Origin of the sequence: Desertibacillus haloalkaliphilus (genome assembly GCF_019039105.1) — a bacterium.
In the GTDB taxonomy this organism is placed as follows: domain Bacteria; phylum Bacillota; class Bacilli; order Bacillales; family KJ1-10-99; genus Desertibacillus; species Desertibacillus haloalkaliphilus.
Map to the genome: position 1 here is coordinate 146,264 of NZ_JAHPIV010000013.1, position 20,929 is coordinate 167,192.

Sequence of the window (20,929 nt, forward strand, 5' to 3'; positions counted from 1 at the left end):
AATAGGCATCTCAAAAGTCACTCGACTTAGAGATGCCATGTTTTGATTTTTCGATCATTTCATAAAACGGAAAAGCTTAAAACGCAGAAGGGAGAAGTTATCGTCACTGATGCCCCATCCCTTCTCAAACTTGTTTTGTCCAAATATTCATATCTTCAAAGCCTGTACCAATCACACAATTTTTAACGAGCGTCCCTTGATACGTATACCCTAACCGTTTGATCGTCAGATTCATTCCCGGTGATATCGCTCTCGTCAATGAGTAAAAATGATAGATATTTCGCCGTTTTAACTGAGTTTCTAATTCACGAATAACATGAATGAGCAGGTTTTTGCCACGATAGTCTGGGTCTGCGGCACAATCAGTGATTTCTGCACTATGAAACTGATTAATAGCGGCTGAGGCGACACAAACAATCTTCTCATCATGTTTTGCCACAACAAAAAAATAGTTGTCATTCATGGACTTTTTAATATATTCGATATCAAAAATGTTCGTTGGGTACTTATCAAAGACTTTTTGATACAATGAAGCTAATGAAGCTAACTCGTGGTCATCTCCACGAAATACCTCTATCGAAATCCCTTGCTCTAATGGTTCAAGAATCTTCTTCTTGTCGCGTGCGGCAATCTCTCTTATTTTTTCCTGGTCATTCGCATGATTCGAAGTTTTACGCTCTTTATTATAAAACTTTGAAAACACATAACCCTGTTGCCCATTAAATAGACCGTCGATTTTGCCCTCAAGCTGATAACCGTTGCGTCGCAAGGTAGGCTCATTTACTTTAATCGAATAAATAATCGTCTTTCCAGTTTGATGTTCTTGTTGCAAGGAGTCAATTTGACATAAAATTCGTTGCGGTGAATCAGTCACATAAGCAACAATTCGGTCGTTATATACATCCACCTCTGCATAACTCGTATTCACTTACATCCCTCCCTTAACTGATCGTACTTATTGCTGTTACTATATAATATTCAAGCTCCTTACAATCCATTCCTCATCTCATTTTCGGGATGCTTCCCAAGCTGTTGTCATTGTAAGCAGTAATAATAAAAATATATAACTATTGGCCTAACCCTTCCTAAGAAATCACGAACATCTATGAACTCTTCTTCCTTCCAATGAACAACAGCGGCTACATGATAAGGAAAGAATATGACAGCTAAAAGGAAGTGATTTACTTGTTTTTCCATGTCAAAGAGTTACAACATCCAGCTAAGCCGGAATGTCCAGATCCTATCTATGCAAAAAAACTACAAGAGATTCTAGGCGGGCAATTCGGTGAGATTTCTGTTGCCCTTCAATATCTTTTTCAAGGGTGGAATACGCGCGGCGACGGAAAATACCGTGATTTACTCATGGATGTTGGTACTGAAGAACTCGCTCACGTAGAAATGTTAGCCACCATGATTGCTCGTCTATTGGATGGTGCTCCAGTCCATGAACAAGAAAAAGCTGCCGAAGATCCTGTCATTGCCACAATTCTTGGTGGCATGAATCCACAGCATGCGATTGTCTCTGGTTTAGATGCCTCACCAAAGGATAGTGTTGGAAACTCGTGGACCGCTGATTATATCATCGCTAGCGGAAATTTGCTAGCTGATTTTCGCGCGAATTTAAATGCAGAATCACAAGGTCGACTGCAAGCTGTACGGTTATACGAACAAACCACCGACCGTGGTGTGAAAGATATGCTTTCTTTTCTTATCGCTAGAGATACGATGCATCAGAATCAATGGAAAGCAGCGATTGCCGAACTTGAAGCAAAAGAAGGAGTTGTTGTTCCTACCTCATTCCCACGCCAACTGGAAAAACAGCAAGTTTCCTACTCCCATATGAATTTTTCACGTGGCGAAGAAAGCAAATACGGAAAGTGGGCAAGTGGTCCAAGTATGGATGGGTTAGGTGTATTTAATTATGTCCCGCAACCACCAGCTTATGGTGACCGCCCTTTTCTTAAGCCAGCACCACCCTATATGCATAACACACTACCACAACACTTACACCCACACCCGAAACCTTTTTAAAGCAAGAAACGAGGCTGGGACAAAAGGTTGTTTTACTTTTGTCCTGACCCCGTTTTTTGTAGATATAAACAAATCAATCAATTCACGCTCCTTCCCTGTTGGTCCCAATAGGGTTTACGAAGCGCTTTTTTATCGATCTTTCCATAGGGGGTAAGTGGAAATTCTTTAGTCAGTTCAAACCGCTTTGGGCGTTTATACGAAGAGAGGTGCTGTTTACAAAAGGAGGTAAGCTCATCGGTTTTCAACGCTTCTCCGTTCGGAATTACAAACGCCAAAACCATCTCCCCCCAATTTTCATCCGGAACACCAATCACAGCCGTTTGCGCAACGTCAGGGTGTTTTTGAATCACATCTTCTACTTCTGTTGTGTAGATATTCATCCCACCACTGATGATCATATCTTTTTTTCGATCTAACAAATAGACAAACCCATCCCCATCGATTTTCCCAACATCACCAGTGAATAACCAGCCATCACGTATCGTCTCGGATGTCTTCTCTGGTAAATTGAAGTACTCATTCATCACATAAGGGGATCGACAAATAATTTCTCCCTCTTCCCCAGTAGCTACTGGCTCAGCATTCTCATTAACCACTTGCACATCAGTCATCGTAACCGGACGTCCACAGCTACGAAGACGATGGATATAACCTGGCTCTAGGGTATGATCTTCTTTTTCGAGTTTCGTAATAAAATTAGGACATTCACTTTGGCCAAAAAATTGCAAAAAAACCGGACCAAATTGGTCTAATCCCTCTTTTAAACGCGCAGCCGTAATCGGTGCTGCACCATAAATAATCGTACGTAATGATGATACATTAAAGTTTGCTTCCTTTAATTCATCTAAAACTCGGTAAATCATCGTTGGAACCATAAATGTAAAGGTAATGTTCTCTGTTTCGATTTGCTCTAACACTCGTTTTGGGTTAAAAGCTTTTTCGAGAACAATTGTCGCCCCGCGAAGTAAGCCGGTTAGAGCAAACGAGCCGGCACTATGAGGCAGTGGCGTGGTTAGTAGAACTCGCTCCCCATATGTCATACCTGTTTCGATCAAATGCGAGCAAAGGTTGAGATAACCATTTCTTTGTGTATGCACAACACCCTTGGGATTACCAGTTGTACCGCCTGTGTACCCTAATATATACAAGTCTTCCGGTATAGCTCTTGGGGATGGATTTTCATCACTTTCTCCGTCCGTAAACCTAGACCAAGGGGTAAAACCTTGCGGAAGATGTTCATCGTCCGTGATTGCAATGATCTCCTTAAGCGCAGGTAGTTCAGCTTTCATCTTAGCCACTCGACGGTAAAATTCCGGTGCGACAATCACTACTTTTGCACCTGAATCCTGTAACATATACTTCATTTCACGTTCACCTAACATATCATTAAGGGGAACCTTCCCTGCACCAGCTTTCATAATCGCTAGATCGGAAATTAGAAACTCTGGACAGTTCTTCATGACTAAAGCCACTCGATCACCGGGTCCAACACCGCTTCTCTGAAGCGCATGACTTAAGCGGTTAGCTGCTTGATTTACATGCTGATACGTATACTCCCTTCCTTCATATTTAATTGCTACGCGCGACTGATACTTAGCAAATGCGGGCTCAAACAACGCTTGCATTGTTTCTTGATACACCATAAGCCTCTCCCCTTTAACTATGAATCACCCTATAATCATTTCGTAATAAACAAAAAGATTATTTCTTAATAAATAACTGCCTTGGAAAGTCAGCAAATGCCTCACAGCCTGTATCAGTGACATAAAACGATTCACTAATTTCAACACCGTAGTCGTCATACCAAATGCCAGGAATCAAATGAAAAGCCATATTTGGTTGTAGAATTGTTTTATCTCCTTTGCGGATACTTGCGGTATGTTCCCCCCAATCTGGCGGGTAACTTAACCCGGTTGAATACCCTAATCGAGAATCTTTCATAAACCCATACTTTGCAATCGACTGGCTCCAGACCGCTTCAACTTCCTCACAGGTCATACCAGGTTGAATCGCAAGTAAGGTTTCATTAATCCCTTCAATGACAACCTCAGCCAAGTCCTTTACTTCTTTCGTCGGGAAACCTACCGTCACTGTTCTCGCGAGCGGGGCATGGTACCGTTTATAACAGCCTGCAAGTTCAATAATGACCGTTTGATTTTTTTTGTAAGTAACATCTGACCATGTGATGTGGGGGGCTGATGTTTTCTCGCCGGAAGGAAGTAATGGAACAATCGCTGGATAATCACCACCAAACTCCAATGTGCCACTAATTTGAGTTTGATAAATTGCAGCTACTACATCATTTTCACGCACCCCTTCAGCGATCGTATTGATCGCTGTTTGCATGGCTCTTTCAGCGATCGTTGCTGCGTTTTTCATATAACGTATTTCTTTATCTGATTTAATCATTCTTAAATAATTGACAAGAAGCGTCACATCCTTGAAAACAGCATGTGCAAGACCCTTCTTTAATTGTTCAAATGCCTTAGCTGTAAAATAATAATTCTCCATCTCAACACCAATCACACGGTTGCCAACACCTATTTTTGTTAAATAAGCGGCAATATAGTCCATCGGATGTCTCGTTCGTGAATGAACATACTCATCGGTATAAAAGGCTATATGCTTCGAATCCAGCCACGTCGTATATTTCGCGGCATTCGCATCTTGTTTGCGACCAATCCAAATTGGCTGATCTTGTTCGAGAATGACAATGACCATTTGGTGCACATAAAATGACCATGCATCGTACCCTGTCAGGTAATTCATATTTGAAGGATTGGTTACGAGTAACACCTCAATTCCTTCTACATCCATACGTTCCTTCGTCCTTTTCAGGCGTTCTTGATACTCTTCTTCGGTAAACATCTGTGCTCACCTTCCCTTATTTATTCTTCAATCCTAGTCATGAAAGTTACTTAGGAAAGGCGGGTGCCAGCGTGACGAGTGATTAATGTCTGATAGGCCAATTCTGCAATCATCGTATCTTGGACGCCAGTACCAGTTAAATCACATATCGTTATTTCGTTGTCATTGTTTCTAGGCGAACATCCTGTTGACGTAACCTCACCTAATTCAATGATCTTATCAGTATGTGTCAGCAAATCCTTTTCAAAGGCATGATGAAGTTCTCCTAGGCGCAAACATTGCGACTTAACATCACAAACGATGTGGTCAGCATAAGTGAAGACACCTGTTTCAAGCTCCTGTTTGTGTTCAGCGTCTGAGCCCATCGCTGTAATATGAAGCCCAGGGTGGAGCCAGTCAGATTTGATCAATGGTTTTGTGCTTGGTGTTGTTGTAACAACAATGTCGCTAGCTTTAACGACCTCTTCAATGGAGTCCGCAACGGTAAAGGTCGCATCACAAAAAGACTTAACTTCATTGATATACGTTTGAACACGCTTATGATTCCGTCCATATACGATGACATCAGTAAATGAGCGCACATTTGTCAATGCTTGAAGCTGGTAACGTGCTTGACTTCCAGTCCCGATGATCCCGACGGTTTGAACTTGTTTTTTTGCCATGTATTTACTAGCTATCGCTCCTGCTGCCGCTGTTCGGATATCCGTCAAATATCCTTGGTCGGCAAGAACTGCTGCAGGAACACCTGTTTTTGCATGAATTAAAATCATCATTCCGTTTCCACTTGGAAGTCCTAACTTATCATTTTCAAAAAAACCAGACGAGATTTTAATCGCAAAGTGATCCCTTCCTGGCACATAAGCTGTTTTCACGTCTACTTCTCCTTGATGTTCTGGGATATCCACTCTCATGATTGGAGGCATAGCAACGTTTTGAGTGATTAATTTTGAAAACCCATCCTCAATCACTGCAATCGATGCATCATCTAAGGCGATATGCTTTTTAATTTCCTTCTCTGTAAACACAATCATTTCTTATTCCCCCTTCACTATGCGGTCCTTGCCATTAAGTTTTTACTACCCTTCACTGAGTAAAGAAGCTAAAACGTCAGGGGCGACATTGTTCCCAGTCAAAATCACAGCGATTGTCTGCCCTTTTACCGAATCAGCATCCTTTAATAATGCAGAAATTCCTGTAGCTGCCGCTCCTTCTGCGATAATTTTCTCTTTGGTTAACAGAAATCGCATACCTTCTGCAATTTCTTCTTCATTCACTAAAACAAGCTCATCCATATATTTCTTCACAAGCGGAAGTGTGTAGCGATTCGTTTGACCGATTCCACCAAGTAAACTATCAGCAAGCGTAGTCTTTTCAGGGACTGCCACTGGTTTTCCTGCTTGCAAACTTTTTTCCATGGCTGAGGCACCTTCAATCGACACAGCTTTGACGCCTATACTTGGGTCAACCTCCTTTAAGCCAAGGCCGATACCCGATAGTAAGCCCCCGCCAGAGAGTGGAATAACAACTTGATCGATACTAGGTAGATCTTCCATTAATTCAAGGGCAATCGTTCCCTGACCAGCTATTACATAAGGATCATCAAAAGGAGGAATCACGGTTAGACCCTCTTGCTCTTTAAGGCGTTGACATTCATTTTCAGCATCATCTTGCGACTCACCGATTACCTTCACCTCTGCACCAAGTCGCTTGAGCGAATCGACTTTCGCGTTTGGTACTCGGTTTGAAATGCATATCACTGCTCTGATCCCTAGCACACCTGCAAGAAATGCTATCGCTAAGCCATGATTGCCTGTCGAAAACGTTGTAATGCCACGCTTTTTTTCCATTTCTGTAAGAGCAAGCATTTTATTCGCTGCACCACGCAGTTTAAATGCTCCAATTTCGTTTGTCATTTCCATTTTTACGTAAACATTTGCGTCTAATCTTTCTGACAAATGGTGTGACTTCTTTAATGGTGATTTTTTCATAAGTGATTGAATTCGTCTTTTCGCTTCAAACAAATGTCGGAGGGTGAGTTGCTCACTGTTGTTTGTCATGATCCACTATCAGTCTCCCCTGTAAATAAAGTCATTTACTTTATGTATATAATTGCAAGGATGCCTCTATGAGCGTAAAAAATATCATTCCAGCCAATGTAAAAACAAAAATTACCTGAATAGTAACTAATCACGAAATAAACAATATAATTGTAGGCAGTGAGTATCTTGTAAAAGGAGGAAATCGTAATGACCTCATTAACAACAAAAGAATTAGCGTTTATTGAAGATGAAATTCGTGCTGAACAAATTACAGCGAAAACACTCAATTGGTGTGCAAGCCAATGCTCTGACTTGGAATTTGCGACTCGGCTTGAGCAAATGGCTGAAGAGCACCAACTACGAGTGGCTGATTTGAGCCAATATTTTAACCAAGCCGGAAATCCACAGTAAAGGAGGAAGATACGATGCCAAACAATATTGGATCAAAAGGACTAACAGATCGTGAGATTGCCCAGCTTTGCCTCGAATTAGAAAAAAACCGTTGCCGTAGTGTCAGCCATACGATCCTCGAAGCAAGTAATGAGCAATTACGGCAAATTTACAGCCAGTGTCAGCAACAATACTTAGCTCACCAACAAGACCTCTACGAGTTAATGAATGAGCGGGGCTGGTATACGGTTGATGATGCGACACCTGAAGAAATTGGCGAGGTCCAAGGCCTAATGCAACAAAACTTAAATCCGGGCCGTCATCAGCCACAACAATAGGGTACACATTGGCAATCGCCTATCGACGTCATCCGCTATGAACACTCATAGCGGTTTTTTCGATTACACCTGTAAAAAAAGGCTGAGTCCACATTTTGACTCAGCCCTTTTTTACAGCCATTCAGTTATCGCAGTCACGATTAACGGACCTAGTAGAACAATAAATAACGTTGGAAAAATAAATAAAACCATTGGAATCATCATCTTTACAGGTGCTTTCATCGCCTGTTCTCTCGCTTCTTGACGTTTTTGCTCGCGAATTCTAGCCGTTTGCGCTCGCAGCACTTTTGTCATTCCAATCCCCATCTGATCGGCTTGAATGAGAGCACTGATGACACTTTGAAACTGATCGGAAGGGACACGTTCACGAAGTTCAGTAAAAGCCTCGCGCTTAGATTTACCAAGTTTCATATCATCGAGCGCAACCAAAAACTCCTCTGATAATGGCCCTTTCATTTGCCGGGCGACCTTATTCAATGCTCCGTCTAACCCTAAGCCAGCTTCAATCGAGATATTAACCATATCAAAAAAGTCAGCCATCAATTTTTTAATTTGTTGTGTTCGTCGCTTTTGTTTATCTTTTAAATAGAGAACCGGATAATAAAATCCAACTCCACCAACAACTAGCGCTGCTAAGATGACACGAGCTTGACTTTCAGCACTGTGAAAAAATAACAAAAGAATAAAAAAGAACAACCCAATCCCAAAGCCAATTTGTACGATTATAAAACGAATCGGGGTCAGATTAAATGGTGTACCGGCTTGCCGTATTTTCGTTCGTAATTCTTGTTCTTTTTCTCTTGTTACGTATTTTCGTAACAACGACTCAATCCTCCCCATGATCGGCCTAAACCACGTTCTATTTTTCTCCTCCTGTATGTTTTCAACAGGCTGAATCGGATCCATTAATTCAACAACACGCTTTTCAACTTGTAAGCGTTGTGACAACATAAGCGATAATAGACCTGCCATGAGACACGTGAAGAACAAACTTCCCATTATAAACAATAGCAAAGCAATCATCCATCTACACCTCCACGTTGATGATTTTTTGAATAGCGATCCAACCAATCAACGCTGATATAACTCCGGCACTCATTAAAAACCAACCTAATGGGTGTGTAAACAGTGGTTCAAAGTATTCGGGATTCATCAAGTTTAATAATAGGCCCAATACAAATGGTAGTAACGTGATGATCCATGCTGACATCCGTCCTTGTGACGTGAGCGTTTTCAACTCTTCCTGAATACGAACTCGCTCCCGAATCGTCTCCTGCATCGATCCTAAAAGATCAGCCAAATTCCCACCAGTAGTGCGCTGTATTAATAAAGCACTGACAACAAGCTTCAAATCTTCATTTGGCAATCGGTTTAGTAAATGCGCAAACGCCGATTCCATTGTTTCACCTAAATTAATTTCGCGAATCGTCTTATTAAACTCCGGTCCAAGAGGGTCGGGAACTTCTTGAGCAACAACCTGCATCGATTGGATAAAGCTAAAACCCGCTTTCATAGCTGTTTCCATCGTTCCGAGTGCATGTGGCAGCTGTTGTGCGGATTGTACGAGTCGCAATTGTTTTTTCCTTTTTAAATATAAAATAGGAAGAAAGAAGCCACCGATAAAAAATAACACCATTACAATAAACAGACTATCGATAATAAATGCAACCACAAACGCGAGCCCACCTAAGACGAGGCGCATAATAAAAAAGCCTTCAGCATTAATCGTCAACCCTGCTTTCTCTAAATCTATCTCCCATTTTTGTACAAATCTCACGTTCTGAAATGGTCTTCCAAGCTGTTCAATAAGCCGACGACGTTCAGTTGCTGCTTCCTTTTTTTCGACTCGCTTTTTTTCTTTTTTTTCACGTGGTAAATATTTTCCAATCCGTTGCTCATACCTTTCGTTCCGTTTACCAAACCACATGCCAATCGCAGCAAATAGAACGGTAAACACAACGAACAAAATGAAAAACATCGCGCCTACACCTCCTCTTGGAACCACTCAGCAGGAAGTGTAATCCCATATCGCTCTAATTTATCGGCACAATCAGGGCGGATCCCTGTTGAGGTAAACGTCCCTTCAATTTTTCCATCAACTGTTAAGCCGGTTTGCTTAAATACAAATAAATCCTGAAGAATGATGGTATCCCCTTCCATCCCTAACACTTCAGTAATGTGGGTAATTTTACGGCTACCGTCCTTTAACCTTGATTGTTGGATGATGAGGTCAATCGCTCCTGAAATCTGATTACGAATCGCTCGTAGCGGCAAATCAACTCCAGCCATTAGTACCATCGTCTCAAGGCGAGAAATCATATCTCGAGGAGTATTCGAGTGTCCAGTCGCAAGAGAGCCGTCATGCCCGGTATTCATCGCCTGTAACATATCAAGCGCTTCTGCACTACGAACCTCTCCGATAATGACACGATCAGGGCGCATTCGTAACGAGTTTCGCACCAGGTCACGAATCGATACTGCTCCTCTGCCTTCAATGTTAGGCGGACGTGTTTCTAAAGAAACGACATGATCTTGTCCTAATTGTAATTCCGCAGCATCCTCAATTGTGACAATTCGTTCCGTATCTGGAATAAAGTTGGAAAGGACATTCAGTAGGGTTGTTTTCCCAGAGCCTGTTCCTCCACTAATAAAAACATTGAGACGCGCTTTAACACATCCTTCTAAAAATTTCGCCATTTCTTCACTTAATGTGCCAAAGGTAATGAGGTCATTAATATCAAGGCGGTTTTCCGGAAATTTACGAATCGTAATACTTGGGCCATTTAAGGCTAATGGAGGGATAATCGCATTGACACGGCTACCATCAGGAAGTCTTGCATCAACCATTGGACTACTTTCATCAATTCGCCGTCCTAATGGCGCAACGATTTTTTCAATCACTTGGAGAACATGATCATCATCACGAAAACTAAAATCACTTTTGACTAACTTACCATCTTTTTCAATGTATATTTGCTCAGGCCCATTCACCATCACTTCCGACACGGAACGATCAGCTAATAATGGTGTAATTGGTCCATAACCCATTAATTCGTCCGTTACAGTTTGGATTAAATGTTTCTTTGCTTCAAACGTTAACCGTTCACCTTCTTCTTCAAAAAAAGGGGTGACAATTTGCGGAATTAATTCCGTTAATTCCTCGTCAGAAATGTCATTATGCTTTTTCAATTCATCCATGACGAATTTATGAAGCTTTGACTTTAGATTTGGTTCTTTTACAACCCGTTTATCCTTTACTTTTTCATGACTAGCTTTCGTTGTCGTCGCGACATTTTTCTCATTTAAACGCTGCAATAATGACACGAGTTTTCGCCTCCGTTCTTACTTTTTAAAGAGCCGTAATAAACGTGGTTTTTTCTTCGGTTGATCATTCTTTCCAGTAAGTTTATCCGCAAGTGTTACAATCCCCTTGGCAACTGCTGATTTATTTTGAGATAGAACGAGCGGTTCCCCTTTATTTAATGAGGACACCACCGCTTTATAGTCACTAGCAATTCGAGAATAAACATCGATCCCCATAATATTTTTAACAGTTTCAATGGTCATTCCTTCCATCTCAGCATCACGATTAAGAACAACTTTTATACGGTCCTTCAACCCAAGCAGCGCTAACGTTTCAATCGCTAGCTTACCATTTTTTAACGTCGGCAAATCCATTGCTGTTATTAATAAAATTTCTTGAGAATACTCAAGAGCAACAAGGACAGTCTCTACAAGCGCAGGCGGTGTATCAAAAATAATATAATCATATTCATACATCAGTGCCTCACAAATGAACGATACATGTTCACCATTGACGACTTCTGCAAACTCCGGTAGCAACGGTGCAGAGAGAATATCAACACCCGATTTGTGCGTGACCATAAATGGCTTTACTTTCTTCTCCTCTGTCACCTCATAGGATTCTTTAATCCACTCATAGATGGTTGTCTTCGGTTGGACGTCAAAGGAAATCGAGACATCTCCAAACTGCAAGTCAAGATCAATGATTGCGACTTTGTTCTTTTGTTTAGCTAGTGATACAGCTAGGTTCACCGCAATCGTTGTCTTCCCAACGCCACCTTTCGTACTACAAACGGTCAGTACCTGTGCTGGTGATCTTTCCTTCTCTTTGACCTGGGTTGTGTTTTCCGTTTTAAATTCAATAATGCTTTCTGCTTTTTTGACGGCTTGAGTGATGTCCTCTTCCTGCAACGGTGTTTCGAGCGCATCGACGGCACCGACATACATCGCTTTTTTTAGATCGATCTCTTCTTTGGAGGCTATTAAAATAATTGTTACGAGCGGGTAAGCAAACGATAATTCTCCACATAATTCATAAATATCATAGGTGGTGCTTTCATATAAAAAAATAATCGTTCCTTGATTGGCTTGAATGTTCTTTTTTAAGTTTCTTTCAACCGAAAAGTGCTTTAACACCTTTCCGTGCCTCCGCGCAACAATTTTGATTTCGTTTAGTTTATTTTCAGAATCAGCGAGTGCCAACCATCTCATCTTCATAAAAATCACCTCCTGGCTTAACCGATTCTTCAAATTCGATCTCTCGGGCCACTGTTGAATCTATATCTCCTCTAAGCATTAATACAATTGACCCTTCGTGATCATAAAAGGCTAACACCGCAGCTTCCTCAGGCGTTAACTCGAGCGTCACGTTTTGATAATTCGTTGGCTGTGGCTGTGCTACTTCAGGATTTGCCGCTAGGGCATGTCCAACCGCGAGTACTTTCACTTGCTCTAAGAGAATGTCAGCCGTTGTTCTTCTTTCATCGGTCGGCACAATCGAGATGACATCCACAAAATTCCCAGGCAGGATATGACCAGCAACCCCTTCAACTTCACCTACCGCAATGGAGATCGCTCGCTTACCTTCCTCAATGTCTAATAACGGTTCCATTTCCGGTTCGAGCTCCACTTCTTCTTCAACAATTGGTTCGTCTCCTTCACCGTCTGGCATCTCATACTCTTGATATACAGTTGATAGATAGAACAAAAAAAGTCCGGAAGTCACAACCCCAAAAATCGCTGCCATCATCCAAATTTTTTTAATGTTCATACGAAAATCCCCTTTGACCCGAGCAGGTCTACTCGACTAATTTATAGGCATAAGAACCATAGTTCGTTATTTCTGTTGAAAACTCACCTGAATAGGAATATTCAAGGAACACTCCGGTAATTGGTGCTCCTTCATTGACCCTGCCAACATGGTTGATAAAAAATGACCCAAATCCTTCAATTCGTACGCGACTAAAATCACCAGGTGTTACTTCTTTATATATGGGAATTACAACAACACGTGCACAATCATCAGGGTGATCCAAATACGTCGGTGTTTTATGATATGGACATCCCCTAAACCGCTCCTGAATCGCTCGTTCTGTTGGCCGTGCCATATTTCCGCTTTCTGTCATTAAAATATCACCTACAGAAAGTGTTCCCTGATAGCCACGAGTTAAGTCATTCTCAAAATTCGAAGAACCCGAGCCACTTAACTGTAAAGCCCCGAAAAAGCTCGTATCTGTACCAGCAGATCCGACTTTCAGCTGTACTTCGTCCCCAAACGTTAAGGGTCGAGCCGCATAGGCCCCGAGAGGAATGGCTCCTCTTACGGATGAAAGTGAGCCTACTTGTGCAGTTGCTGAGGCTGAAACGGTGGGATCAGAAAAACCAAGTGCACCAGCAAAAAACAACGGAACCGCTCTACGCGCTTCAGCTCGTAAAACCGTATGATCATCCGATAATGAAATCGTCAACTCAGAAGGAAGTACTCCATTTCCATAAGCAATTTCGTTTGCGGCTGCCAACGCACGATCCTCACGTAAAGGTAAGTTTTGCATCCCAGCTAACACAGCATGGTCCACTGCTTTTTGGAGTCTCGATTTTTCAAGATACATCATCCCTCCATCAATGATTAGGGCTAAAAATCCGATAACCCCAGTCATCATTAAAGCAACAATGACAATAACAACACCTTGATCATTTTGTAATTGTTTTTTCATCGTCATTCCATCCTCGCTACCGTTCGATTCGTAATCACTAATGGGTTCGGTACAACTGCAGATAAAAACGGGGTCGTCATCTGAATCGAGTACGATAGCACAACCGTTGCTTGCACACCTCTACGACGTTCTGTTCGACTTGGTGAGACCGAGACCGTCAGCCTTGTTGCATCAAGACTCGCTGATGCCGTTCGTGCCGACTGAATAATGTCTGCATCGCTCCCGCCGACACTCATCATTCGTGCCGCTTCTCGACCTGCATGATTGATAACAAGGTTCGCATGAAAAATTCGCCCAAAATCAACCATCCCAAAAATCAATAGCAAAATAACCGTTACGCTCAATGCTAACTCGACTGTTGTTTGTCCTTTTTCTGAATTCATTTACATCCGCCCCCAAACATACGCACATAGTGTTCCAATAAAAATCGCAACACCGTAAGGGAAAGCATGATGGATGTCACCCTTATCCAATGTATCTAACGTCTTTAATGCCGTTGCGCCACCGATTCTTTGCAGAGACATTTTCAACTGACGATTTTTTATTAATAAACTTAGCGCAATTAATCCTCCAGCTAAACACGTAAATAAAAAGGTACTAAACACAAAACCTGTTCCTTTCAATGCGCCAATTGCCGCTAACAATTTCACATCACCACCACCAACCCCACCTAGAGCAAATGGGATAAATAATAGCAATCCCCCCACAAGAAAGCCACCACCACTAAAGAGCAACCCACTCCATCCATCTGTAAAAAGGTGAAAAACAAGCCCAACAGCAATCGCAGGTAATGTGACGATATTTAAAATGCGCCGCTCCCGTAAATCAGTGATTAACGAGACCACTAAGACGATCCAAAGTAGAACATCGATCACGTTCGTTCCCTCCTGCTTAAAAAAGAAATAAGAAGATAAAATGCCTTATTCTTACTATCAACCAACTTCTGCATTGATATGTGATGGTAAAAAAAGGGTATAAAAAAAGCCCCCTTTTCAAATAAGAGAAAAGAGGGAATTTATTACTATGGTTGCTGGTTAAAATCATTAGTTAACGAGTCGATAATACTTTGCATACGATCAGTGATTGTTTCACCAAATGTGAAAAAGATACCAATACCAACTGCGGCGATAACTCCTAGAATTAACCCGTATTCCGTCATCCCTTGTCCTTTTTCTTCGCGTAATAATTTATATAAAAGATTTTTCATGTTTACCATCCATCCTTTATTTAGATTCTATAGTTAGTGTACTGCTTTGTGTGTTGATTATTTATTGTAATTATTGCTTGTTTTCAGGCTAACGCTTGGCCTTACATTGATAATAACATCGTTTCTTACGTTCGAATAGCGGGAGTTGCTGGAATAAAATTCCCAGTTCGTTGGATGGATAACATTGTAAGTTGGGGGGGATAAAGATGAAAATATATACACGAACAGGTGAAGAGATCGCCACAGACATTCGGTTGAGACAAGCACAGACATTTTCCAAACGGCTTAAAGGTTTAATGTTTCGGCATAAACCACTCGTTAACGAAGGCATTGTCCTCTACCCTTGCAACTCGATCCATATGTTTTTTATGTTTATCGCGATTGATGTTATTTTTTTAGATCACCACAATCAAGTCATCAAAGCCGTTCCAAACGTAAAGCCATGGCGCGTCTTATTACCAGTAAAAGGTGCACAAACAACTTTAGAAGTACCGCTACAGACCATTATCCGTTACAACATTACCAATGGAGATATGATCACATTTTAAGGAAAACATATGTGCAGAAGTTGTATAAAATAACTAATTTTACTAACGCTAAACAGTATCAACTAAACGTGGAGTGAACAAGATGAAAAAGAATATCATTTGCCTTTTGTTAGTCATTATTTTATCAATCCCTACCGTTTCCCTCGCTCAACTACACGATGACGAGCTTTACTCATTTTTACAAACATTAGAGTGGAACCAACAACATTTAGAGCAGTACTTAGCTAGTTACGATAGGTCTTTAGCGGACTTTGAAACGTTAACAGAGTTGAAAGCCTTTTTAGGAGAACCAATTAATGAAGATAATTTAAATCAATTACTCACTAAATATCAGTTAACCCATGATGAGCTGGAACGTTTATTAGCTGATTTCGGTGAGTCCCTTGAAGATTACCGTTTTATTGAGGATTTAGATACAGAAATCTCTTTTTATTTAGATCACAGCAGGGAGTATCAACTCATTACCGGTTTCCTCTCGATTTTAGATTTAACAGCTGAAGAGCTCGATCAATTTTTAGATCATTTATATGAAATTGAACAGGATCAATTTAAACAGCAATTAACAAGTTTAGAAGCAACCCTAACTGAACTGCGCGCGCAACATGATCAAATGGGAGAACTTAACGATACAGCTTTACGGTCACTTCTTAATCAAATGATTGAAACATTCAATGTTGAGGTCGATTATAAATGGGAAACTGACAATGAAGCACGAGAGGACGTAGAACACGTTACAACCCTAAGTGAAGCTCCTGGGCCGAGCCTGTTCGTTTCTGTCTTTAATCAAGATGGAAACCTCATCGCTGATATGACCGTTGATGAAGAAGTGTTTGCTTCAGATGTAATCGTTGAAGCAGCTAGTGAAACCGTTAATCTGGCTCAATTGTCAACAAACTTAAATGAAACCGTTATCGCTGCTAAACTACCACAAACAGCTTCACCCTATAGTTTGAATACAGCGTTCGGCTTGTTGCTTTCCGTTTTTTCACTATTCATGTTCATTAGAGCTAAGACTAGCAAATGGACACCTTAAAGCAAAAGCGAATCGTTACGACTATCTGGCTGTTGATTTTTATCGTAGCGATTGGATTTACGGTGTTGAATGTTCGACAATTTCTCGAAGGATACCTTGTCGTCCAACCAAAAGAAGACGTTCGCGAAGTTGGCCTGTTACAAGATCACCGGCCAAGCAAAGGTGATTACCTAGGTACACTCGAAATACCTAAACTCGAGGTTTCCATTCCGATTTATCATGGAGCCAAGGAACAGGAATTACAAAAAGGGATCGGTCATGTGCCTGGAAGTGCTCTACCTGGAAAAAATAACAATTCCGTTTTAGCAGGCCACCGCGATACCGTCTTTCGCAATCTCGATGCCTTAACAACAAACGATCAACTCCGTGTGAAAACACCTACGGAATCCTTTGTATACCAGATAAGAAAAATTAGAATCGTTGATAAAAATGACCGCACAGTGATCGTACCAAAACCAAAGGCAACTTTGACACTTAGCACATGCTATCCCTTTCATGTGATAGGTCCAGCAAGCAAACGCTATGTGATTATTTCTGAATTAGTTACAAAAGAAAAACTAGGCAACTAAAGGTACCTAGTAGATGTTTTTCTATGCAAAAGCTTTCCTTGGGTTTTCAACGAATAATGTCCTTAGCTGCTCATCAGATACACCAGCTTTTTGTAACATAGGTAAGATGGTTTCAAATATATAGGTCGGTTTCCAATTTGCAAGGGCTTGCTCTGCTTTTGGTGATAATTGTGGCGGTCGTCCAAGCCAAACATTGACTGTGTCATGTGCAAGCATGATTTTATCTTCATAGCCAATGCCAATTAACCCTAGTACAGTAGCCATTCGCTCTTGATCTAATGGTGCGCCAACAAAACCTTGCAGACCAAATCGATCAAAAGCAATCGAAACACCGGTCTCCAACGTACGTAAGTGATAGCTGATATCTGTGTTCCCACACATATGACCAATAATAATATTAGCCGGATCTGCCCCTAATTCAACCAATAACTCTGCCTGTTCAGGACCCATCGTCCCCTCTTGTGTATGCGTGACGATGGTAATCCCTATCTCTTGTTGAACACGTGCCGCTGCTTTGAAAAACATTCGCTCATAGCTTGTGATGTTTCCTCTGCTAGAGGCTAGCTTTATTACACCTGGTTTAATCTTCGTGTCAGCAATTCCATCTTCAATTTCTTTCCTAAACATGTCATAGATGTCATCCTCAGCAGTTCCTAACGATTGACGAAACTTAAAATAAGGCGGTGCACCTTCTCCTTCATAATAATATCCCGTAGCACAAATGATTTGAACCCCAGTTCTTTCGGAAATCTCCTTTAAAAAAAGTGGGTCTCTTCCACAATCATTTGGTGTGGGATCAACGACCGTATCAACACCATGCTCCTTTAACCCTTCTGCTATAGTGATACACTTTTTTAGGGCCTCTGCTCGGTCAAACCGTCCAAGCGTCACATCTCCTTGGAATCCTGGGTATCCAAAAATGAAATGCTCATGAATTAATGTTTTACCTAATTGAGAAACAGAAATTTCCCCCATTACTGTCTGCACAGTAGACATGCTATTCCTCCCCAGCACGTTTCTTGTATTCTTCATCTTGCAGTTGTCTCCATAAAATCTTACCACTGCTTGTCATGGGTAAGGATTTGACAAATTGAATTGATCGAGGAGTTTTGTAGGCTGCCATCTGACCTTTTGCCCACGAAATCACCTCTTCAGCACTTACTTGATCACCGTTATTTAAGATAATAAAAGCCTTCACAGCTTCACCACTTCTTTGATCAGGAACCCCAACAACACAGGCTTGATTCACAGAAGGGTGCTCATAAAGGATCGATTCAACCTCTGTTGGCCAAACTTTAAACCCTGAAACATTGATCATTCGTTTCAGTCGGTCTACGATAAAAAAGTAGCCTTCTTCATCAACGCGGCAAATATCTCCTGTTCTAAAAAATGACTTGCCATCCATTTCGATGAATGCGCTCTCATTATCGGCCGAACGATTCCAATACCCATTAAACACTTGTGGCCCATGAACGACCAGTTCACCTGGGGTATTAATCCCTACTTCCTTTAACGTTTCTGTATGAATAATACGTGCATCAACATCAAAAGAAGGGACTCCCATACATTGGAGTTTCGGGTGATCGGGCGGGTTGAAGTGTGTATGTGACATCGTTTCTGTCAAACCATATCCTTCCGCATATTTAATGCCTGTTCGCTCATACAATTGTTTCCCAACCGCCTCAGGCAAAGGAGCTCCTCCCCCACCAATCGTTGTTAACGATTGAAGGTCTAGATCATCTATGTTGGGATTGGACAAAAAATCAACCAGCATCGTGCTGATGTTAATCCAGTTCGTACATTGATAATCCTCAATCCATTTCGCAGCAAGCTCTCGATCCCAGCGAGTCATGATCACCATTGTTCCTCCACCATAAATCGGCGCATTCATACTATGCTGCATGCCTGTTACATGAAACAGAGGTAAAGTAGTTAAGGAAACGGAATCTGACGTATGGTTCATCCAACAAAACGCACTAACCACATTGGCCTGAATCGTTTGATGGGTATGGATACACCCCTTGGGCTTTCCAGTTGTTCCAGATGTATACGGTAAGACTGCAAGATCTGAAGCTGAGGTTTCAATAGGGCCTACTTGCCCTTGGTACAATAACACTTCTTTCCACGTTGTTTCACAATTACTAGAGCTCTGAAACATTGGAGGCATCGTTACTTCTTTTGGATATTCATACGATGGATCAAATGAATCACTAATATACTCAGAATAACTAGCGATAATCAAGTGAGAAAGTTCCGTGCTCTCGCGAAGTTCAGCAATCTGATCATAGAGCTCTTGTCCGACAATGGCCACTTTTGCTTGGCAATCATTGCAATAAAATTCAAGTTCTTCTTTCTTATTCATTGGATTAATCGGAACAACAACAGCATTAGCACGTAAGATCGCATAATAACTAATCACATATTGAGGTGAGTTTTGCATATACAAAATCACACGGTCCCCTTTACTTACTCCTATCGTTTGTAAATAAGCTGCAACTGTCTCTACTTCGGACTGTAATTGTTGGTACGACATCTCTCCCCCGTAATAAATAATCGCTGTTTTCTTCGGATATCGTCTGGCTGCGACTTCTAAATTATCGACTACTGTTGTTTTGGGTATCGATAAACTCTTTGGAAGTCGTTTCGGCCAAAATTTAAAATGCTCACTCAACAGAAATCACCACCACTAATAAATTTATTCTGCTTATTTACTTCACTGACGATTGTCATTGCCTATGTATATTTTGTAGCACGTATGGATATGCCTGCTCATACAAAAACGCCTATCCAGCTATGTAGGGCTAAATAGGCGCTCTCCATTAACCACTTTTCTCTTGATCCGGGTCATAATCTTTAAATTCCTCTCGTCTCGCTTCTTCTGCTAATTTTATTTCTATTACCTTTGAAACCTTGTTCCCTGCCATCATAAAAAAGAAAAAGAGTGTAAAAAACACGATCACGAAAAGAAGAACTAGGGTGTCAAACAATCGATGCCTCCTCCTCTCGATTAAACACTTACTAATCCTTATGTGTCATGACAGGAATTTATGAAAATAATGTGAACAGAAGAAACACTAACACTGCCTACCCAACCTACAAAAGTTTTATCAAAGAAAATGTATAGGATTGAAATGACTACCACAAACTAAAAATAATTCCATTTAATACAACCACTAACACCCATACTCAATTTGGAAAGGGGATTACATTCATGTCACGAATCTTAATTTTATTATGTATTGCTTTATTAGCTGTCGGTTGTGCAGAAGATAATGCACAAAATATCGCTCAAGATATGAAAACTGCCTACAATGACAGACACACAAGTCCTAATGAGGAGGGACACTCACTCATCGTTCCAGAACCAAGTAATAAAGAACAAAATAAGTTTCGCGTCCATGCCAGCAATGATGTCGTTACATATGCAGATGAGTTTGGGTTTTACCTCGATACATTCTATATGCGCATGAAAGACCTCTCTTCAATTTTTAACGACAATAACGTAAATGGTCAGCAGCTAGAACAAGGAAGAGCTTCGTTACAAGAGTTACAACAACTAAGTGATGAGATGCTTTCAATGGAGGTGCCTAGTGAGTTCGAGGGCTTACATCAAATCCATATGAGTGCACTAATTGAGCTTGATGCACTTACGATGACGTTATCTGACGCGGTTGCAACCAACAATACTCAGGAAATCGACGAATCGATGATTTATTACGAAAATACGGTTATCGCATTAAAACAAATGGAACGTGAGTATAAGATCATTTTAGAAGAATTAGGGATCAAATAGAGGCTGGGACAAAAGGTTAGTTTACCTTTTGATATGCTCCCTCTAGGGTAGACAGATTAAAAAATAAAAATCTGTTTTACCTTAGGGGGAGTATTT

At 41.1% G+C, this 20,929-nt stretch carries 24 protein-coding genes; 7 read left to right on the forward strand and 17 right to left on the reverse strand.

All coding sequences use genetic code 11. The annotated features are described in order from the left end of the window. Positions 1 to 124: 124 nt before the first annotated feature. Positions 125 to 928: a putative beta-lysine N-acetyltransferase gene (gene ablB / locus KH400_RS15545; protein ID WP_217226130.1), complete on the reverse strand. Its 804-nt coding sequence runs from the start codon at positions 926 to 928 to the stop codon at positions 125 to 127. Between the two features lie 257 nt (positions 929 to 1,185). Here ablB and KH400_RS15550 point away from each other — a divergent pair, with 257 nt between their 5' ends. Beyond that, complete coding sequence (locus tag KH400_RS15550) at positions 1,186 to 2,031, forward strand: manganese catalase (protein ID WP_217226132.1); 846 nt, start codon at positions 1,186 to 1,188, stop codon at positions 2,029 to 2,031. 77 nt (positions 2,032 to 2,108) lie between these two features. On the opposite strand, the gene KH400_RS15555 is transcribed toward KH400_RS15550, so the two are convergent. Genes KH400_RS15555 through KH400_RS15570 form a run of 4 tightly spaced genes read right to left on the reverse strand, consistent with a single transcriptional unit; the run spans position 2,109 to position 6,956 of the window. After that, positions 2,109 to 3,674: a long-chain-fatty-acid--CoA ligase gene (locus KH400_RS15555; RefSeq protein ID WP_217226134.1), complete on the reverse strand. Its 1,566-nt coding sequence runs from the start codon at positions 3,672 to 3,674 to the stop codon at positions 2,109 to 2,111. A 58-nt stretch (positions 3,675 to 3,732) separates the two neighbouring features. Beyond that, positions 3,733 to 4,899 (reverse strand): M24 family metallopeptidase, encoded by a 1,167-nt coding sequence (locus KH400_RS15560; protein WP_217226136.1) that lies wholly within the window; start codon positions 4,897 to 4,899, stop codon positions 3,733 to 3,735. A gap of 50 nt (positions 4,900 to 4,949) precedes the next feature. After that, complete coding sequence (locus KH400_RS15565) at positions 4,950 to 5,930, reverse strand: cyclodeaminase (protein ID WP_217226138.1); 981 nt, start codon at positions 5,928 to 5,930, stop codon at positions 4,950 to 4,952. Positions 5,931 to 5,975: 45 nt separating this feature from the next. Next, positions 5,976 to 6,956, reverse strand: a complete 981-nt coding sequence (locus tag KH400_RS15570) for a pyridoxal-phosphate dependent enzyme (protein WP_217226140.1) — start codon at positions 6,954 to 6,956, stop codon at positions 5,976 to 5,978. A gap of 189 nt (positions 6,957 to 7,145) precedes the next feature. Between KH400_RS15570 and KH400_RS15575 the strand changes: the two genes are divergently transcribed. Together KH400_RS15575 and KH400_RS15580 are read left to right on the forward strand one after the other, a co-directional pair. Next, the gene (locus KH400_RS15575; RefSeq protein ID WP_217226142.1) at positions 7,146 to 7,349 is read left to right on the forward strand and encodes a hypothetical protein; all 204 of its coding nucleotides are present in this window, start codon (positions 7,146 to 7,148) and stop codon (positions 7,347 to 7,349) included. Positions 7,350 to 7,363: 14 nt separating this feature from the next. Then, the gene (locus KH400_RS15580; protein WP_217226144.1) at positions 7,364 to 7,666 is read left to right on the forward strand and encodes a spore coat protein; all 303 of its coding nucleotides are present in this window, start codon (positions 7,364 to 7,366) and stop codon (positions 7,664 to 7,666) included. Positions 7,667 to 7,777: 111 nt separating this feature from the next. On the opposite strand, the gene KH400_RS15585 is transcribed toward KH400_RS15580, so the two are convergent. The 9 genes from KH400_RS15585 to KH400_RS24155 form a co-directional block, all read right to left on the reverse strand. Then, the gene (locus KH400_RS15585) at positions 7,778 to 8,689 is read right to left on the reverse strand and encodes a type II secretion system F family protein (RefSeq protein WP_217226146.1); all 912 of its coding nucleotides are present in this window, start codon (positions 8,687 to 8,689) and stop codon (positions 7,778 to 7,780) included. 4 nt (positions 8,690 to 8,693) lie between these two features. Continuing rightward, entirely contained in the window at positions 8,694 to 9,644 is a 951-nt protein-coding gene (locus tag KH400_RS15590) for a type II secretion system F family protein (RefSeq protein WP_217226148.1), read from the reverse strand. A gap of 5 nt (positions 9,645 to 9,649) precedes the next feature. Further along, entirely contained in the window at positions 9,650 to 10,990 is a 1,341-nt protein-coding gene (locus tag KH400_RS15595) for a TadA family conjugal transfer-associated ATPase (protein WP_312889218.1), read from the reverse strand. 18 nt (positions 10,991 to 11,008) lie between these two features. Next, the gene (locus tag KH400_RS15600; protein WP_217226152.1) at positions 11,009 to 12,187 is read right to left on the reverse strand and encodes a CpaE/TadZ family protein; all 1,179 of its coding nucleotides are present in this window, start codon (positions 12,185 to 12,187) and stop codon (positions 11,009 to 11,011) included. Next, complete coding sequence (cpaB, locus tag KH400_RS15605) at positions 12,159 to 12,740, reverse strand: Flp pilus assembly protein CpaB (protein WP_217226154.1); 582 nt, start codon at positions 12,738 to 12,740, stop codon at positions 12,159 to 12,161. Before cpaB ends, KH400_RS15600 begins: the two co-directional genes overlap by 29 nt. Positions 12,741 to 12,768: 28 nt before the next feature. Further along, positions 12,769 to 13,683, reverse strand: coding sequence for a TadE/TadG family type IV pilus assembly protein (locus KH400_RS15610; protein ID WP_217226155.1), 915 nt, complete (start codon positions 13,681 to 13,683; stop codon positions 12,769 to 12,771). A gap of 2 nt (positions 13,684 to 13,685) precedes the next feature. After that, positions 13,686 to 14,066 (reverse strand): TadE family protein, encoded by a 381-nt coding sequence (locus KH400_RS15615; protein ID WP_217226157.1) that lies wholly within the window; start codon positions 14,064 to 14,066, stop codon positions 13,686 to 13,688. Next, entirely contained in the window at positions 14,067 to 14,558 is a 492-nt protein-coding gene (locus tag KH400_RS15620) for an A24 family peptidase (RefSeq protein WP_217226159.1), read from the reverse strand. It abuts the gene before it with no gap. Between the two features lie 146 nt (positions 14,559 to 14,704). Further along, positions 14,705 to 14,890, reverse strand: a complete 186-nt coding sequence (locus KH400_RS24155) for a Flp family type IVb pilin (RefSeq protein ID WP_246589692.1) — start codon at positions 14,888 to 14,890, stop codon at positions 14,705 to 14,707. Positions 14,891 to 15,096: 206 nt separating this feature from the next. On the opposite strand from KH400_RS24155, the gene KH400_RS15630 reads away from it, so the two are divergent. The 3 genes from KH400_RS15630 (at position 15,097) to srtD (ending at position 17,040) form a co-directional block, all read left to right on the forward strand. Next, positions 15,097 to 15,438 (forward strand): DUF192 domain-containing protein, encoded by a 342-nt coding sequence (locus KH400_RS15630; protein WP_217226160.1) that lies wholly within the window; start codon positions 15,097 to 15,099, stop codon positions 15,436 to 15,438. 82 nt (positions 15,439 to 15,520) lie between these two features. Further along, positions 15,521 to 16,471, forward strand: coding sequence for a processed acidic surface protein (locus tag KH400_RS15635; RefSeq protein WP_217226162.1), 951 nt, complete (start codon positions 15,521 to 15,523; stop codon positions 16,469 to 16,471). Continuing rightward, positions 16,459 to 17,040: a class D sortase, LPxTATN-specific gene (srtD, locus tag KH400_RS15640; protein WP_217226164.1), complete on the forward strand. Its 582-nt coding sequence runs from the start codon at positions 16,459 to 16,461 to the stop codon at positions 17,038 to 17,040. Before KH400_RS15635 ends, srtD begins: the two co-directional genes overlap by 13 nt. A 21-nt stretch (positions 17,041 to 17,061) precedes the next feature. Here srtD and KH400_RS15645 read toward each other — a convergent pair whose 3' ends face one another. The 3 genes from KH400_RS15645 to KH400_RS15655 all read right to left on the reverse strand — a co-directional run bounded on the left by KH400_RS15645 (position 17,062) and on the right by KH400_RS15655 (position 20,027). Beyond that, entirely contained in the window at positions 17,062 to 18,036 is a 975-nt protein-coding gene (locus KH400_RS15645; protein ID WP_217226166.1) for a phosphotriesterase family protein, read from the reverse strand. Position 18,037: 1 nt separating this feature from the next. Further along, on the reverse strand, positions 18,038 to 19,714 hold the full coding sequence (locus tag KH400_RS15650) for a long-chain fatty acid--CoA ligase (protein WP_217226196.1): 1,677 nt from the start codon (positions 19,712 to 19,714) through the stop codon (positions 18,038 to 18,040). A 145-nt stretch (positions 19,715 to 19,859) separates the two neighbouring features. After that, complete coding sequence (locus KH400_RS15655; protein WP_217226168.1) at positions 19,860 to 20,027, reverse strand: hypothetical protein; 168 nt, start codon at positions 20,025 to 20,027, stop codon at positions 19,860 to 19,862. Between the two features lie 224 nt (positions 20,028 to 20,251). Here KH400_RS15655 and KH400_RS15660 point away from each other — a divergent pair, with 224 nt between their 5' ends. Further along, a complete protein-coding gene (locus tag KH400_RS15660; RefSeq protein WP_217226170.1) occupies positions 20,252 to 20,833 on the forward strand; it encodes a hypothetical protein in 582 nt (193 codons plus the stop codon). Positions 20,834 to 20,929 lie beyond the last annotated feature (96 nt).

Coding starts and splice junctions, on each gene's coding strand:
- KH400_RS15555 (WP_217226134.1), bottom strand. CDS start 3,674: ATGGTGTATCAAGAAACAATGCAAGCGTTGTTTGAGCCCGCATTTGCT.
- KH400_RS15560 (WP_217226136.1), bottom strand. CDS start 4,899: ATGTTTACCGAAGAAGAGTATCAAGAACGCCTGAAAAGGACGAAGGAA.
- KH400_RS15565 (WP_217226138.1), bottom strand. CDS start 5,930: ATGATTGTGTTTACAGAGAAGGAAATTAAAAAGCATATCGCCTTAGAT.
- KH400_RS15570 (WP_217226140.1), bottom strand. CDS start 6,956: ATGACAAACAACAGTGAGCAACTCACCCTCCGACATTTGTTTGAAGCG.
- KH400_RS15575 (WP_217226142.1), top strand. CDS start 7,146: ATGACCTCATTAACAACAAAAGAATTAGCGTTTATTGAAGATGAAATT.
- KH400_RS15580 (WP_217226144.1), top strand. CDS start 7,364: ATGCCAAACAATATTGGATCAAAAGGACTAACAGATCGTGAGATTGCC.
- KH400_RS15585 (WP_217226146.1), bottom strand. CDS start 8,689: ATGATTGCTTTGCTATTGTTTATAATGGGAAGTTTGTTCTTCACGTGT.
- KH400_RS15590 (WP_217226148.1), bottom strand. CDS start 9,644: ATGTTTTTCATTTTGTTCGTTGTGTTTACCGTTCTATTTGCTGCGATT.
- KH400_RS15600 (WP_217226152.1), bottom strand. CDS start 12,187: ATGAAGATGAGATGGTTGGCACTCGCTGATTCTGAAAATAAACTAAAC.
- cpaB (WP_217226154.1), bottom strand. CDS start 12,740: ATGAACATTAAAAAAATTTGGATGATGGCAGCGATTTTTGGGGTTGTG.
- KH400_RS15610 (WP_217226155.1), bottom strand. CDS start 13,683: ATGAAAAAACAATTACAAAATGATCAAGGTGTTGTTATTGTCATTGTT.
- KH400_RS15615 (WP_217226157.1), bottom strand. CDS start 14,066: ATGAATTCAGAAAAAGGACAAACAACAGTCGAGTTAGCATTGAGCGTA.
- KH400_RS24155 (WP_246589692.1), bottom strand. CDS start 14,890: ATGAAAAATCTTTTATATAAATTATTACGCGAAGAAAAAGGACAAGGG.
- KH400_RS15630 (WP_217226160.1), top strand. CDS start 15,097: ATGAAAATATATACACGAACAGGTGAAGAGATCGCCACAGACATTCGG.
- KH400_RS15635 (WP_217226162.1), top strand. CDS start 15,521: ATGAAAAAGAATATCATTTGCCTTTTGTTAGTCATTATTTTATCAATC.
- srtD (WP_217226164.1), top strand. CDS start 16,459: ATGGACACCTTAAAGCAAAAGCGAATCGTTACGACTATCTGGCTGTTG.
- KH400_RS15645 (WP_217226166.1), bottom strand. CDS start 18,036: ATGTCTACTGTGCAGACAGTAATGGGGGAAATTTCTGTTTCTCAATTA.
- KH400_RS15660 (WP_217226170.1), top strand. CDS start 20,252: ATGTCACGAATCTTAATTTTATTATGTATTGCTTTATTAGCTGTCGGT.